The 14,730-nt window shown below is 45.5% G+C and carries 14 protein-coding genes; 5 read left to right on the top strand and 9 right to left on the bottom strand.

The genetic code is table 11. The features are described from left to right. Positions 1–343: 343 nt before the first annotated feature. From Q1A08_RS15555 to Q1A08_RS15545, 3 genes are all read right to left on the bottom strand, one after another. On the bottom strand, positions 344–586 hold the full coding sequence (locus Q1A08_RS15555; RefSeq protein WP_299774514.1) for a VF530 family protein: 243 nt from the start codon (positions 584–586) through the stop codon (positions 344–346). A 224-nt stretch (positions 587–810) separates the two neighbouring features. After that, positions 811–1,047 (bottom strand): DUF1059 domain-containing protein, encoded by a 237-nt coding sequence (locus Q1A08_RS15550; protein ID WP_299774512.1) that lies wholly within the window; start codon positions 1,045–1,047, stop codon positions 811–813. Between the two features lie 90 nt (positions 1,048–1,137). Beyond that, positions 1,138–1,707 (bottom strand): hypothetical protein, encoded by a 570-nt coding sequence (locus tag Q1A08_RS15545; RefSeq protein WP_299774510.1) that lies wholly within the window; start codon positions 1,705–1,707, stop codon positions 1,138–1,140. 175 nt (positions 1,708–1,882) lie between these two features. On the opposite strand from Q1A08_RS15545, the gene Q1A08_RS15540 reads away from it, so the two are divergent. Continuing rightward, positions 1,883–2,815: a CBASS cGAMP-activated phospholipase gene (locus tag Q1A08_RS15540; RefSeq protein WP_299774508.1), complete on the top strand. Its 933-nt coding sequence runs from the start codon at positions 1,883–1,885 to the stop codon at positions 2,813–2,815. A gap of 70 nt (positions 2,816–2,885) precedes the next feature. Here Q1A08_RS15540 and Q1A08_RS15535 read toward each other — a convergent pair whose 3' ends face one another. Then, a complete protein-coding gene (locus tag Q1A08_RS15535) occupies positions 2,886–4,358 on the bottom strand; it encodes a carotenoid oxygenase family protein (protein ID WP_299774507.1) in 1,473 nt (490 codons plus the stop codon). Between the two features lie 10 nt (positions 4,359–4,368). Beyond that, the gene (locus Q1A08_RS15530) at positions 4,369–4,857 is read right to left on the bottom strand and encodes a DUF2141 domain-containing protein (RefSeq protein WP_299774505.1); all 489 of its coding nucleotides are present in this window, start codon (positions 4,855–4,857) and stop codon (positions 4,369–4,371) included. 605 nt (positions 4,858–5,462) lie between these two features. Between Q1A08_RS15530 and Q1A08_RS15525 the strand changes: the two genes are divergently transcribed. The 4 genes from Q1A08_RS15525 to Q1A08_RS15510 all read left to right on the top strand — a co-directional run bounded on the left by Q1A08_RS15525 (position 5,463) and on the right by Q1A08_RS15510 (position 11,071). Further along, entirely contained in the window at positions 5,463–7,265 is a 1,803-nt protein-coding gene (locus Q1A08_RS15525; protein WP_299774503.1) for a hypothetical protein, read from the top strand. Positions 7,266–7,426: 161 nt separating this feature from the next. Beyond that, positions 7,427–8,533: a histidine kinase gene (locus tag Q1A08_RS15520; protein ID WP_299774501.1), complete on the top strand. Its 1,107-nt coding sequence runs from the start codon at positions 7,427–7,429 to the stop codon at positions 8,531–8,533. A 10-nt stretch (positions 8,534–8,543) separates the two neighbouring features. After that, on the top strand, positions 8,544–9,188 hold the full coding sequence (locus tag Q1A08_RS15515; RefSeq protein WP_299774499.1) for a response regulator transcription factor: 645 nt from the start codon (positions 8,544–8,546) through the stop codon (positions 9,186–9,188). Positions 9,189–9,385: 197 nt separating this feature from the next. After that, on the top strand, positions 9,386–11,071 hold the full coding sequence (locus Q1A08_RS15510) for an ATP-binding protein (protein ID WP_299774497.1): 1,686 nt from the start codon (positions 9,386–9,388) through the stop codon (positions 11,069–11,071). Between the two features lie 66 nt (positions 11,072–11,137). Here Q1A08_RS15510 and Q1A08_RS15505 read toward each other — a convergent pair whose 3' ends face one another. From Q1A08_RS15505 to Q1A08_RS15490, 4 genes are all read right to left on the bottom strand, one after another. Next, positions 11,138–12,361, bottom strand: a complete 1,224-nt coding sequence (locus Q1A08_RS15505; RefSeq protein WP_299774494.1) for a Xaa-Pro peptidase family protein — start codon at positions 12,359–12,361, stop codon at positions 11,138–11,140. A gap of 266 nt (positions 12,362–12,627) precedes the next feature. After that, complete coding sequence (locus Q1A08_RS15500; RefSeq protein ID WP_299774492.1) at positions 12,628–12,957, bottom strand: multidrug efflux SMR transporter; 330 nt, start codon at positions 12,955–12,957, stop codon at positions 12,628–12,630. Between the two features lie 21 nt (positions 12,958–12,978). Further along, positions 12,979–13,581 carry a response regulator transcription factor gene (locus tag Q1A08_RS15495; RefSeq protein ID WP_299774491.1) on the bottom strand — a complete coding sequence of 201 codons (603 nt, stop codon included), beginning with the start codon at positions 13,579–13,581 and terminating at the stop codon, positions 12,979–12,981. Next, the gene (locus tag Q1A08_RS15490; RefSeq protein ID WP_299774489.1) at positions 13,574–14,680 is read right to left on the bottom strand and encodes a histidine kinase; all 1,107 of its coding nucleotides are present in this window, start codon (positions 14,678–14,680) and stop codon (positions 13,574–13,576) included. The genes Q1A08_RS15495 and Q1A08_RS15490 overlap by 8 nt, the downstream gene beginning before the upstream one ends. Positions 14,681–14,730: the final 50 nt, after the last annotated feature.

The following is a 14,730-nucleotide window of genomic DNA, read 5'->3' as shown; positions in this document are numbered from 1 at the left end:
TGATAAATAATAAGTTGAATTTGAACGAGCTTGCTTCGAAGAGGGTCAGAACCCACGGGTTCCGACCCTGGTCATGTAAGTTGTAGCTAGCGCGGATTTTGCATGCAATTCCGGGGTCGGAACCAATTGGTTCTGACCCCACTCGAAGCCGTTAAAGGAAAATTAGTAAGCAAGTATTTAAATGCCCCGAAGCTCGGGCTTTGATAAATAATAAGTTGAATTTGAACGAGCTTGCTTCGAAGAGGGTCAGAACCCACGGGTTCCGACCCTGGTCATGTGAGTTGTAACTAGCGCAGATTTTGCATGCAATACCGGGGTCAGAACCCACGAGGTTCCGACCCTTTTAACCCCAGGGTGACTTAGGCTTATTATCAAAGGTTGAAATATACAGCTCTTCTACTTGATCCCGGGCCCATTGAGTACGTCGCAAAAATTTCAATGATGACTTCACTGAGGGCTCATTCTTAAAGCAGTTGATATTGACTCTCTTTGCCAAGCCATCCCAGCCATAGCGCTCTTCAAGCTGCACAACGATCTTTTCTAAGGTAATGCCATGTAAGGGATTGTTGGGTTGTTCCTTGCTCATAGTTATATCGCACTGCGTACAAATGGATCAGCAAGAGTAATGGAATAGGGGGAAATAACAAGCTCTTATAATATTGCTGTCTGAGCCGATAGGCTCATACGCAATATTTAAGACGATTAAAGTAGGCTTCTGGCCACAATAAGGCCCATTAGAGCAGTAATATTGAAGCGAAACTTTGTCGCTGGCGTGAGCAGCGCTTAATAGGGCTAAAAAGGCGTATAGAACTAAATATCTGCCTGCGCTTCAAATTCCAAACGTTTGCTGTTTAACCATTTACCCATGGCTTCAGGGTTCTGCATAAGCTTGCCCATCTCCCGCATGGCTTCTATATGTGCCGGGTCCTGCTGTTCATGCATGGTCATGCCATGTTGCTGGCTTAGCTCAGCGATTTCTTCAAAACTATTGGCGCGAAATTCCATATCGCAAGCGCCGCCTAGCTGTTTGCAGGTCATGGATTTCATGGTTTACCTCTTTTATTTAGTGGGGATAACTTATCTTGAAAAAGAACTTTATATCTCAGTTTATACCAGTTATAAACGTTTGCTAAGGGGTTAATTGATGCCATCAGGCGGGTATTGTTTTGCGATGCTATTGGCTTCAAATGGAATAGCTATTGCTCTAATTGATAAAGCCATAGCTAACATAAAAATAAAAATGCAAATTCCTATAATGGCTAGATCTATGACGAAAGAGAGAATTGACGAGCTTCTTCTGAAGGAGGCATGCCATGCGTTGATAATGTCGATATTTTCAGTGATTGCTTCATTTGTTAAAGTGAGCACGTAGAAAAACACGAAGCTGCCTATTAAAAATTTAGTTGAATTAAGTAGGGGTGTCCAGGGGTGGAGGGGTAAGTTTAATTTGGCCGCAACTAAGCCAGAGGTTATTAGGAGGGTTAAGCTGAAGATCCCTAAGCTCAAAGTAATCCCGCCAAAGAACGAAGTGTTTAAAAACCAAACCGTTTTTGAAAAGCCATAATATAGCTGGCCGAAAACTTCTATTTTCTCTGCAACTATGATGATAAATCCTGCACAGAAGGCAAATACTATAATTGCGGCAACTGGCAGGAGTTTCCAGTGCCCCCTTGTTTCCTTTTTTCTAGCTTCATCTATGGAGTCCATCTACTCTTTCCTTGAACTGTCTGCATGACGTTATTCTAGTTATATGGCTGAGAGAGCAAAGCATTAAATCTAAGTGCTTTTTATAAGGAGCATTATGCCAAAGTTGTAAGTCAATGTAATAGCCTCGCAACCACTTTCTTTGATTAAGTAAGCCCAATCACAACGGAGGTGCAATATGGCGAAGTATCGAATTTTAAGTTTGGATGGTGGCGGTCTGAGAGGTTTGATAACAGCGCGCATTTTGCAGCGCCTAAATGATCATTCAGACACTGAAAACTTTTTAGATGACGTTGACCTGATTGTTGGGACGTCAACGGGCGGGATCTTGGCATTGGGGTTGGCGAAAGGCCTGAGCCCGGAAGATATTTGCCAGCTTTATATAAAGCGCGGCGGTAAAATTTTTGATGACAGTCTTTTTGATAATATTCTCGATCTCGGTAAAGTTATTGGCGCTGAATACTCTACAACTGATCTCAAACGAGAGCTCAAAAAAGTATTGGGCGCCACTACGCTTGGCAAGTTAAAGCGAAAAGTCGCTATTACTGCCTTTGATTTAGATAATGGCGCCAAGCAGCGTAAAGACAGACATTGGAAGCCTAAAATTTTCCATAATTTTAAGGGTAAAGGTAATGACTCTAAATTGTCGGCCTTAGATGTCGCTCTGTATACCAGCGCCGCGCCGACTTATTTCCCATCGGTGGGCGGCTATATCGACGGCGGAGTTTTTGCCAATAACCCCAGTATGGTGGCCATTGCTCAGGCGATCTCTGAAGATAATGTCGCTACGGAGCGGGCTAAACTAGACGATATCGTTTTACTTTCAGTAGGTACCGGTTATACACCTACTTATATCAAAGGGCAGCGCTTGGATTGGGGTTTAGGGCAGTGGGCAAAACCTCTAGTCGATGTCCTAATGGATGGTGTGAGCGGAATTGCTGACTATCAGTCGCGGCAGTTGTTGGGTGACCGTTACCTCAGAGTGCAGCCAGAGTTGCCTGAAAAGCCGGCCATTAAGCTAGATAGCGTAAAACAGATACCGCTAATGGATAAATTAGCCAGTGATTATTCCATTGCGAAAACGAGAGCTTGGATAAAACAAAACTGGTAAACGCCCTAGGCTCAGAGCCTTTCGCTCTGAGCCTGACTTAAGGCCGCTAGCATAGGAATGGGATGAAGGTCTAAGAAGGCACAAAGCAACCATGAAAACCAAAGGGAAACTGCTCTTCGGCCCAGGCCATGGCAATCGGACCAGCTTTGAGCTCGCCGGATCTAAATAGCGCCAATCCACTGCGAGATTTCTGGCGATCAGCCAAGCTGTGGATAACATATTCCTGGCCACTGGCACCATTGATAAACAAGGGCTCTTCAATGGTAAAGCCATTGCCGAAATCATAAATCTCTCGCTCGCCGCTTAGCGGGTGATAGCTGATCAGATAGTCCTGATCGGCTTTATTAGCGGTCCCGGTAGGGCGCCCCATCCCGATGAGGTTTTGAACGGTAAATGGTGTTGATTCCCTAAAATTGGGAAATTCCATAGCAAGCTGGCTACTTTGTTTTTGCCATTTGCCGTTTTTTAAGTTGATACGATATACGCTCAAATCGCTGTTGTATTGCGTAGCTTCTTTGGCAAAGGCTGAGTGCGGACCAAGCCCTAAGCCTTTTGACATAATGTCGGCATTTCTATATTCCGCCATAGAAATAAATAATTCCTCACCTTGCTCAAAAGCATTGCCAAAATGAAACACAAAATTGGCTGGTATCTCAATGGTTTTGAAAACACTTAAGTCATTTTTATCGAGCAGTACGATTTCCGTTTTACCTTTGGCGTCAAAGTTAAAGCTATCAAAGTATCGTTTGCCTGGCGTATATAAATGGGCCGTGTTCACAAGGATGACAAATCGTTGGCTCAAGGCAAAGGCGTGCATATAGCCTGCTTGGTTCATTGGGATGGCTTTGACTCTTTTCAGCTTCGCCTGTGCGTCAAGTTGGTAAATAATCGTGCGGGCTTGCCCGCTGTATATCCAAGAGCCAATATTCCACCAATCGCCATTGGCATCACGCAGGGGATGTGCTGAAAAGGGTAGATGTTTGAGATCTTCACCCCAATCAACACGTCCGTAGGTTGACAAATTTTCAGGGTCGATTTCATAGGCTGAGCCTGCCTCCCATAAGGCAAATAATTTATCACCCATTTTGCGTACAGAGATATTGGCAGGGTTGGCGCTGTCATTATTGCGCGCTGCTCGAGCATTTGGCGGGCTGCTGCCAAGCCCGTGATACAAAAAACGGTCCGCATCTTCCTCATTCAAAAACTTATCAGTGGCAACCATCTGTGCTTGGTGAAAAACTTTGCCATCTCCCAAGCTGAATTTTTGAATCATGCCATCGCCATCAAATAGGTGGCTGTGTTGAAAACCGTTGCGCTCTAGCATAGCTGGGCTATTACGGTAGAGTGAGCCGCGCAAATCTGTTGGCCAATTACCCTCTAATGTTAAAGCGCGCTTTTCGAAACTCTTAGGTACCGACTTAAAGGCCCCACCAAAATCAGCTGGCATTGCAGAGCCAGAAGCTAAACTTAGGCCACTCTTCGCTGCTAAGCCACAGGCTGTGCCTGCCACTAAGGTTTGTAGAAACTCTCTTCGATTACTCATGATGAGCCCCTTATCGTAAATTAATGACTACGGTCTTATCACCATCTAGCTTGAAGCTGGCTTTATCGAATTTTGCCGGGCCAAATGCCCCTACATCATTGGAAAAGCCATATTGCTCACTTGGGATACCTAAGAGGTTACGATCCAATTTACGATTATTGTTCGCATCGTGATACAAGCTGATCGCATATTCGCCTTTGCTGAGCTGGTTAAAGCTAATACTCAAGGTATCGCCCTGTATTTGGTGTTGAACATTGGCAATGGATTTACCATTCATGCTGTTGAAATCCTCTGCATTGTCGTAAAGGCTCAAATAGGTGACACCCTGCTTTTGTTCGTAACCCTTAATCAGCAAGGTCAGTTGGTGTTGCGATTCATTGGTCTGAACTTGGCGGGCAAAACTTAGAGTCGGGTAAAGTGTCGAAGCGAGTACTGAACCGAGTGTTAGGGCGGTTAGCATAGATTTACGAAAAGGGTTGCATGGCTTAGTGATTTTCATGTGGCTGTCTCCGTTTGGGTATCTCTGTAATTGTCGATGATGCTAGTTTGCGAAAATCTAGCCCTGCAGACAGCTGCCAAAGGTCACTTCTTTTACACGGCTAAAACATGACTTTCGTCATTGTGGCTAATTTGTAATCAAAGAGTGAGTGAAGCTATGAATGACTAGAGGTGGAAGACCTAAAGCGGGACAGGTGTTGAAGGGCCGCAGCTAAGAAATCACCGTCGGTCAGATGAGTGTAAAGCTAGGGCACCTCTGAATAATGGCGTTAGTGCTCAGCGGAGGTCTACCCCAAGGGCACACCGTAAAGCGCCCAGATACTAGGCATGCTTTGCTGCTAATGGCCCTAATCCTTAGCAAAAGCATTACAACGTAGATGGGTGCTTTAGGCTCCGCCCTGCGGGGCCTACAGACAAGCTCACAGTTGTTGTTACAGCCTCTTGACGTACGGCCACAGTATGCCTTCGAGTCTGCGCCTAAACTGTGAGCTTGTCTGAAGGCCTGAGCACCAACGCCATTATTCAGAGGTGCCCTAGATAAACAGTATGCGGATATAAGCATTGCGGCCGATAAATCTAAGATAAGTAGTTTTCCAAGGCCGGACAATGAATATTAATAGCAGTACTTTCAGTACAAGCATCACTTCGCTTAGCTCAGGTTTGTCTAAATCAACAGTGGCGCCAGAGCCTATTAGCTTATCTTCAGAGCAGATAGCCTCGGTGCAGCTCTCCATTGAGTCTTTAAGCGCTGAGTTAGAGCGTAAGCCAGTGCTGAATCCGGATCTGGATCTCCCCAAATTTGCGGTGTTCCAGGGTAATAATTATGGCTTGATCATGCCTGAATCCGAGCAGACGGATCGTATGCAAGCCCAACTGGGTCGCTTACCGAGCTCAGCTGGCAAGGGCTTGGTAGACTCAGGTCTATTGGAAAGTGAAAAGTTTCTGGAGTTTGCCGAAGGGCTTACAGATCAAGAGTTGGCCGATTTTGCCAAGGTATCTACGGCGATTCAAACGCCCGGGAAGTTTGAAAACTACCGCTTTGATGGCTTGCCAAAGGATAAGGCCGAAGCCTTTATGAACAACCTAAGCAAGATGGGCAGTGAGCTTAGAAGTGAGGTGCTAGCAAAGGCTGCAGAACTTAGCCATGGTGTGCCGTTAAAGGACAATAGCGCCACCTATAGCGCGAAAGGCTTGCTGGATACTGGCTCCGCTAAGGCTAATGATATCCATAACTTCTTGAATTCCATCAACCAGTTGTCTGGAAACATTGAGGCCCAGGATTCTTTCATGCAAGGCCTGGCTTCTTATCAAGAGGAGCAGCAGAGCAATATATTATCTGTGGCCGCCCATAGCGCTGATCATGCCTTACGATTAATGGACAGTCTGCAGCAATTTGAAAAAGATGCGCAAGATGCAAGCCTTGATTATCTGGCACAAGTTGTTGCTAAAAAATCATCTTTTGACATTGTGCCTCAAAAAGCGACTGACCCAGAAAACTGGAGTGGCGCGATATTGGGTTACGATAATCACGCGCCGACTGTGGTGGCCAGCTTGGTTGAGGACATTACTAGCCTAAGCGAAAACTACCGCTTTAATAATGAGCAGTGGCAGACAATGATGAGCGAGCTTTCTGGGCTGGATGCCGCTGCCCAGCGATCCTATGTAGCCATTACTAAAACCGGCTTAGATACCTTATTCGATGGCAGTAAAGACAAGCCTCAAGATCTGCAAGCCCAAGGCCACGCGATGGAAACCATCTCGCGTTTGCGAGATAACACCGTGATTCAGGATATAGTGTTGAAATCTAGGGTTGGAGAAGAGCGAGTTTCAGATGGGCGAAGCTATTTTGCCCACAAAGATCCAGCTGATACTGAACGCGACCAACAAGCAATGGTGTCCTTTTTAGTAACGGATGCCTGGTTAAACCGAGAAGATGAAGCTCGCACTAGCCTAATTGCTTCTAAGCTTAACAGCTTAAGTGCAGAGCAGCGGGACGAGCAAGTTGCCAAGATTAATGCGCTTGCTGGCGATAGCGAAAAACCCCTAGCCCTACAAAGTGATTTGCAAAACCGAGAAGATTACAGTGAGTTTTTACAGCGTAGCGATGTAATGCGCTACAGCAACGATATAGCAGCCGTGGCAGCTCTGGATGAATCTCTCGAGGGCGTGCAAAATGAACAGTTCTGGTCATTGGCGCCTATCATGGAGCAATCTGTAGACAGCTTTGTCGCGACCTTAGCTGCCGCACCTGAGCCCCAGCAAATTATGATCCTAGAATATCTCGACTCCATTCAAAAGCAACAACAGCAGGACGAAGAAAACGGCCTTGAAACTATGAGCAAAGAGCAATTGCAAAGCACTTTAATGGACTTTGTTGAGCAGTTTGCCAAAGCACAGCCAAATAACTAAAGCGTTGTCAAATAACTAAATGCAATAGCTGCTTCAGGCCGCGAACATGACTTTTGGCACCTATACACCCTTGCATTAGAACTTATAATAGGCGTAATTCAGCTTTATACAGCTGATTACTAATGCCAGTTCAAGCCGTTGCTTTTGTAAGGGAAATGTCTATGTTTAATCTACGTTTGAGTCTCGGGGAATGGGCTCTTATCGCTAGCGGGCTACTCACAGTGATAGTGGTTGCAGCGGTTGATTATCAGGTGAACCCACATTGGCAAATTGAAAGAGCTATAGCTTTTTTGGCATTTATAGTGTGTTTTACCTGGTTCTGCCTAATGGCTGACGTTGAAAATAGCCTGTTAGCTAAGGGGCTGGTGGCGATTGAGGTTCTTGGCGCGTTTTATTTGTTCGTGGGCTATGCCTTTGAACCCATTATGGTGCTGTTGGTTGTGAGCGCTGGGCAGATGCCTTATGTGGCCGGGCGATATAACAACCTAATTCTGATTATTCTCAACATTCCTTTCTTTGTTTATTCCCAGTATTTCACCGAATCACCGTTACATTTGTTGAGTTTGGTGATGTTTATCGGCTTCCAGTTATTTGCCAGCTCTTCCAGCCAAGCTCGAAAAGAAGCCAAGGAAAACAAAGAGCAGCTGGAAGCCACTAACTTAAAACTACATGCTACCCAGGCTTTACTGGCTCAGCAAAGTCAGCAGCAAGAACGTATGCGTATCGCTAGAGATTTGCACGACAGTATTGGGCATCGCCTTACCGCCCTAAGCTTACAGCTAGAACATGCTAAACATGCCGAGCCTTCGGATTTCCAGCTGTGGCGTGATGAAATCGGTCAGCAGATAAAGGAAACCCTAGGGCAGTTACGTGAAATTGTGAAGGCACGTAGGCAGCAAGAAGCTATTGATTTGGTGGCGGTACTTGATCAGCTACATAAACATTTACCCGAAAATATCGAGTTGATATATCCAGCTTCACTAGCGCTTGAATCGCCGGAGCTTGCGGAGCAAATGGCTTTCTGTTTGCAGGAAGCCATTAGTAATGCCTTGCGCCATGGAGGCGCAACTCGAATTGCAATTAGCTGTCCAAGCGAACAGCCCTTTCAGTTAAAGGTGAGCGATAATGGTCGATCAATCCAGCAGTGGCATGCTGGCAGTGGTCTGTTGGGGATGCGCGAGCGCCTAAAAGAGTTTGGAGGCTCGGTTGAGCTCAAACCCAATGACGACGGTATGGACTTACACCTAATCACAGCAAAAACTTTATAGTGAGTTACAGATGACGATTTCGATAGCGCTAGTGGATGATCAAGCTTTAATCCGCGAGGGCATTAGCCGTTTATTACAGTTGAATCCTCAGTATCACATGAGTTGGGAATCTAGCGACGGTGAAGAAGCGCTGAGTATTCTAAACGATCAACCAGTAGACATTATTATTAGTGATATTCGGATGCCTAAGATGGATGGCATTGCTTTTGTAACGTCGCTACGAGAGCAGGGCAATAATACCCCTGTTCTTATGTTGACCACATTTGATGAGCATCAGTTGTTCATTCAGGCTTTACGAGCGGGCGCCAATGGTTTTTTATTAAAAGACGTTAGCCTAGAAAAACTGCACAGTGCAGTAGAAACTGTCGCCGCAGGAGGCTTTTTGGCTGAGCCGGAATTGCTACAAAATGAAACACTCCAGAGTATAGATGACGAGCAGCTAAGTCGCCCTTTGTTGATGGAGCAGCTGAGTGAAAAAGAGTTGCAAATTTTACGTTACATCGCTGCAGGATTCAGTAATAAAGAGATCGCAGCGGCTGTTTTCTTGTCGGAGGGAACCGTAAAAAATCATATATCAGCTATTCTGCAGAAAATGGAGGCTAGAGATAGGACTCAAGCCGTAGTGAAGGCACTCCGCTGGAAGCTCTTAGACTAGGCAAGTAAAAGCCATCTATTGATCTCTGTGCGCCTATAAACCATATCCATATTCGCCCAAGCTATTATTCGGGTAACTTCTCAAGCCTTGTCTATACTGCTAACAATAATAAATGTATTTGGAAGAATGTTTGCATAATCAACTAGCTACTTGATTATGCAAACTACCATGCAGTATCCGCAAGGAGAAGTTTATTGATGAACGGCGGTAGTTTACACAATGCGACAAAGAAGTTTTTTAGCCGGGGGGACCGCAATAGTGTGGCCTGGCGATTGCTGTTGTATGTGCTTTTGGTAAGTAGCCTATTTGCTTGTGTGCAGACAGGAATCCAAATCTACTTGGATTATCGTTCTGGCATAAATCACATCGAAACCCAATTTCAACAAATAGATAGCAGCTATCGTTCAAGTTTAGCCAGGAGTATATGGGAGGTTGACCGTGGCCAAGTCAAGAGTATCGCTAGCGGTTTAAATTCTTTGCCCGGTGTCGAAGTTGTAGTAGTCGACGAGTTTATCGGTGAGGTTGATAAGACCCAATGTGAGGGCGGAGAGTTTAGTGAGTTGGCTAGGGTAGCCGCTGGCCAATCGGCTGATTTTATAGAGAGGGTGTTTTTAATCCATAAAGGAGGAAATGCCAATGATAGTTGTATCGGCAGGTTGATGGTTCGTGTCTCTCTGTCTCCACTTTATATCGAGCTGACCAATAAATTTCTATTTATATTGGCGTTTCAAATGATTAAAACGCTTTCTGTCTCAATTTTTATATTGGCAATATTCCATTATTTGGTCGCCAGACACCTGAATAAAATGGTTGAGTTTGCGAATGCTATGGACAGTAATCCAGGAGGGGAACGGCTACGGCTCGATGGCGTAGACAAAGCTGATGATGAGTTGACGACTCTTGCGAGCGCCTTAAATAAGGCCAAAGAAAATATGCATAATCTAGTTGAGTCTCGAACGGCTCAATCTTTATTGACCCACGAATTGCAAAGCCGTAAGGAAAAAGAAAAACTTGAGAATCAGCACCGGGAACAAATGCAGAAGAAAAATGAAGCGCTCGCTGAAGCCAATGAAGAACTTTTAGCCACTGTAGAGCAGCTCGGTTCGACCCAAGAACAACTGGTTCGCTCAGAGAGGATGGCTTCTATTGGCAATATGGTAAGGGGCGTTGCCCATGAGTTAAACACTCCGATAGGCGTAGCCGCTACAGGCGCAAGCCTGATACAAAGCAAAGTTGTACATCTCAAGAGCCGGTATCAAGCTGGCAGTTTAACCTCTAATGATCTTGAAACAGGCTTGGGGTCGACCGAGGATTCAGCTGATGTGGTTGTTAATGCTCTTGGGCGCGCGGGAAAACTTATTAGAAGCTTTAAGGCCGTATCGGTTGATGACCAAGATGATCAACGTACGGTATTTGATATTGTCGATCACATCGAAACAGTAATGGGATCTCAAGGCCGGGAGCTGAGCGAACATAATATTGAATTTAAAATTATCGGTGTTGATGCTCTTGAAATTAATAGCTTTCCGTCGGCTATGTATCAGGTGTTGACTCAATTGGTGAGAAACTCTATTGCTCACGCATTTACCAGTGAGACGGACAACTATATAGAATTTCAGATTCAGCAATCAGGAGTCGATTTGCTAATCCATTACCGTGATAATGGTAGGGGGCTATCTTCGGAGGAAAAACAAAACATTTTTGATCCCTTTTTCACGACCTCATCGGACAGTGAACGAACAGGGTTAGGTATGAATATTGTATATAATCTGATACGAGATAGGTTTAATGGCACTATCAATGTCATTAGCGAGCCTGGCAAAGGTGTAGACTTTCAGCTTCGCTTTTGTGAGGTCTTGGTAGATGTGGCGAACGAGGTATAAGAGTAGATGATTTATCGATTTTCATCAGCAGCCCAATGGGCCGCTGATGAATAGTTCGGTGAAGAACTAGGCTTCATAGCCAAATGGGTCGTCAACAGAATGGCTTGGCTCGGTAAACCAAACAGGTCCTTCTTCGCCCATGTAGAAATGATCCTCTAGGCGCACACCAAATTCACCGGGCAGCACTAACATCGGCTCATTGGAAAAAACCATCCCCGTAGCTAAAGGAGTCTTGTCTCCGCGAACTAAATAAGGACCTTCGTGAATATCGATACCACAACCATGCCCGGTGCGATGAGGTAGACCTGGTAATTCATAGTCTGGACCAAAGCCTGCTGCATCTAGGACTTCGCGCGCAGCGTAATCGGCTACTTCACAGGATTGCCCTAGCTGGGCTGCGGCAAATGCTGCAGCTTGTGCATCTTTTTCAACCTGCCAAGCCTGACGCTGACGCTCAGTGGCTTCACCGTAAGCGTAACTGCGGGTGATGTCGGAGTTATAACCATCGACAAGGCAGCCTGTATCGATCAGCACCCAATCATTCTCTTGTAAAATCTGAGGATCTTTTACGCCGTGTGGAAAGCTACTAGCAAGGCCAAATAATACAATGCAGAAGGATGAGCCGCTGGCGCCTATGCGTTTATGAGCTTCATTAATAAACTGTGTAACCTCGGTGGTGCTAATGCCTGGGCGTAAGATTTTAGCCGCTGCTTTGTGCACTTCCAGTGTCATATCTTTAGCTCGCTGCATCAAAGCCAGTTCGGCTTTTGACTTTTGAGCGCGACAGGCTGTGCTGACGCTAGCACCGTTTACAATCTCAAACTGAGGATTAGCTTTGGCGATGGCGTCCACTTGAAAGAAGCCTGTTGAATCGTCAATACCTAGTTTGCCTGAATCAATACCTGCTTGTTTTAATACTTCGCCCAACAGCTGGTGGGGGCTTTCATGCTCATGCCAGCCATGAAACGGAGCATCGATTAGCATAAAGTCCCTTAAAGAATTTTCTTCAAAGTGCGGTGCGATATAGTGAAGCTCGCCGTTAGCCAAGAGAAGGGCGCCTACCAAACGTTCACTGGCATACCACTTAAGACCAGTGAAGTAATACAGGTTTGTACCGGCATTTAGGTAGCAGGCCTCAACACCCTGTGACTGCATGAGTTGGCAGGCACGCTGCTGGCGCTCGATAAATTCTTCTTTACTGATAGGCACAATATTGCTCATATCGGCCGCTATCTCGCTTAGTTTTGCCAGTTCTACTTCGGGGCTCGAGCCGCCTACGCCTATGGTCATGCTAATCTCCATGAGTATTTTTAGTTTAGGGGCTTATTATTATGTCTATCGGCAAAAAGGTGTAGCGGTTTTCTGCAGTCCCCTCCAAGTAGAATGCGGAAAAATTCGCTTCGACGGCATAAAATTTGGCTGGCCTAGGGCCTTGTTATGGTGAGGAATAGAGCTGGAGAGCGGCTATAGCAGGGTAACGCTGAGGCAAGAGTAGGTTAAGAGAGGGTCTATACAAAGAGCCAGCCAAGCTTTTTGTATACTATCTGATCAGCGTCTTATTGCATTGTCATACTGGATTTCACGGTAATTAGTAAGGTACCTGCAAAAATTAATACGACACCGCTTATTGCCGCCGTATCAAAACGCTGCTGCCAGATAAAGACCGACGCTATGCAGACTAAGGCGATACCTACCCCAGACCAAATTGCATAGGCTAGCCCAACATTCATGGATTTGAGCACAAATGCAAAAATAAGCCCAGACAAGGAATAAAGGAATATCGACCCCATGCCATACTCCCATTTCTCCCAGCCATTTGAGGCTTTTAATAACAGCGTGGCGCAAACTTCAGTGATAACGGCGGCCGCTAAGAATAGATAAGTCATTTCTATGCTCTATTTAAGGTTTTACAGCCAGCCTTTCTGCTTGGCGATTCTTGCCGCGTCGATACGGTTACTGGCGTTAAGCTTAGCTATAGCTTCCGACAAATAATTGCGAACTGTACCTTCCGATAAAAATAGCTTTTCTGCGATTTCACTGGTCTTTAAACCTTCCCCAGCTAGACGTAATGCTTTGCGTTCTTTATCACTTAGCGGGTCACTATCGCCAAGTGCACTTAAGGCTAGCTCTGGATCGATAACTGTTTTGCCTTGCATAATCTGTGAGATTGCTGCTAGCAGGGTTTCTGAGGGCGCTTCTTTTAAAATAAAACCACCGACACCCGCTTCGATCGCTCGTCGAATATAACCCGCGCGAGAAAAGGTGGTCATTATAGCGACGCGAATTTTTGGGAACTGCTGACGCAGCTTTTCCGCTAGCTCAAGCCCCGTCATATTGGGCATTTCAATATCGCTCAATACCAAATCAGGTTGCAACTCTTCAATCATCTTCAAGGCTTGCAGGCCGTCTTCAGCTTGCCCAACCACCTCCAAACCTTCCTCTAGCTGAATTAGGGCAGCGATAGCACCGCGCACCAGAGCTTGATCTTCAACAATTAAAACTTTAGTCATTACTTATCTCTTTTCGAATAATCACAGAAGTGCCTTCCAGGCCTGCGCTAATGCTGTAGTCGGCTGCAATGGCAGAGCAACGCTCTTGCATGCCTAAGGTTCCATTGCCGGGTTTTATCTCGGCGTTTTCGCCGTTGTCCCAGATACTCATGTTTAGCTCAGACTGCTCCAGCTTTAGACATAGGCGAGCTTTGTTACCCTTGCTGTGGCGTAAAATATTCGTGCAGGCTTCTTTCAATAGCAGAATAAAAGTGGTTTCGAGCTCGGGGCTTAAGATTGAATCCGCCTTGAGTTGATTGTCACACTCGGCTTCAAATCCAGCACTTGTTAGCCTCTCGCACATCAGTTTGAACTCTGCGCCCAGGCCTGTTTTCTTTAAACCGGAAACACTTTCGCGGACTTCGCTCAATGTGCTTCGACTTAGCTCTGCCACCTCGCTGATTTCTTTGGCGGCATTGTCATGTTGACCAGCTTTCAGCAGTTTTTCAGCAAGGTCGGCTTTTAGTGCAATACTCGATAAGCTGTGTCCTAGTAGATCATGCAGGTCACGGCTAATACGTTCACGTTCAGCGATTGTTGCCAATTGTTGAATCTGTTCTTGATCTTTCGCTTCGGCGAAGCGGTGCAGTAAGTCTTTGCGTACAAAAACGGCGTTAATAAAAAGAGCTAAGCTCAAAAAGACAGCAATCCCTAAAAACATAAAGTTGTAATTTCGCAGCAAAGCAAAAGCAACAACTTCAGCGGCAATCGTCAATGCAAGTATCCATAAGGCCTTTGGTAAGGGAAAATAGTAGGCGGTAAGAAACATCGCAAAACCAAACAGAGCATTGCTGCCTGGCGTAAAGCTAGAAACATAAAGGCAGCAAATGATCAGTGCCGCTATGGGGTAGATTGCATTTTTGGAATCGCTCTTTAAGCCCCAAAAATACAAACCGAGAAATACGGCATAGCTAGCAAAGATTTTAATCCAATCCGCTAGCTTCAAATACTCTGCCGACATAATGACAGGCAGGAAATAAAACAAGGAAAACAATAGTGAAATCATATTCCACTTTTGCGCCCGGGGGGCAAAGAGTGAAGGCATATAGTCGTTTTTCATTATGTTTCCTTATTTTTTGAAGCACACATTTTTAGGGATTGTGTGGACGC

Source organism: uncultured Pseudoteredinibacter sp. (assembly GCF_947500695.1).
GTDB lineage: Bacteria > Pseudomonadota > Gammaproteobacteria > Pseudomonadales > Cellvibrionaceae > Pseudoteredinibacter.
Note: the sequence above shows the minus strand (reverse complement) of the source record. Positions and strands in the feature narration are given on the sequence as shown.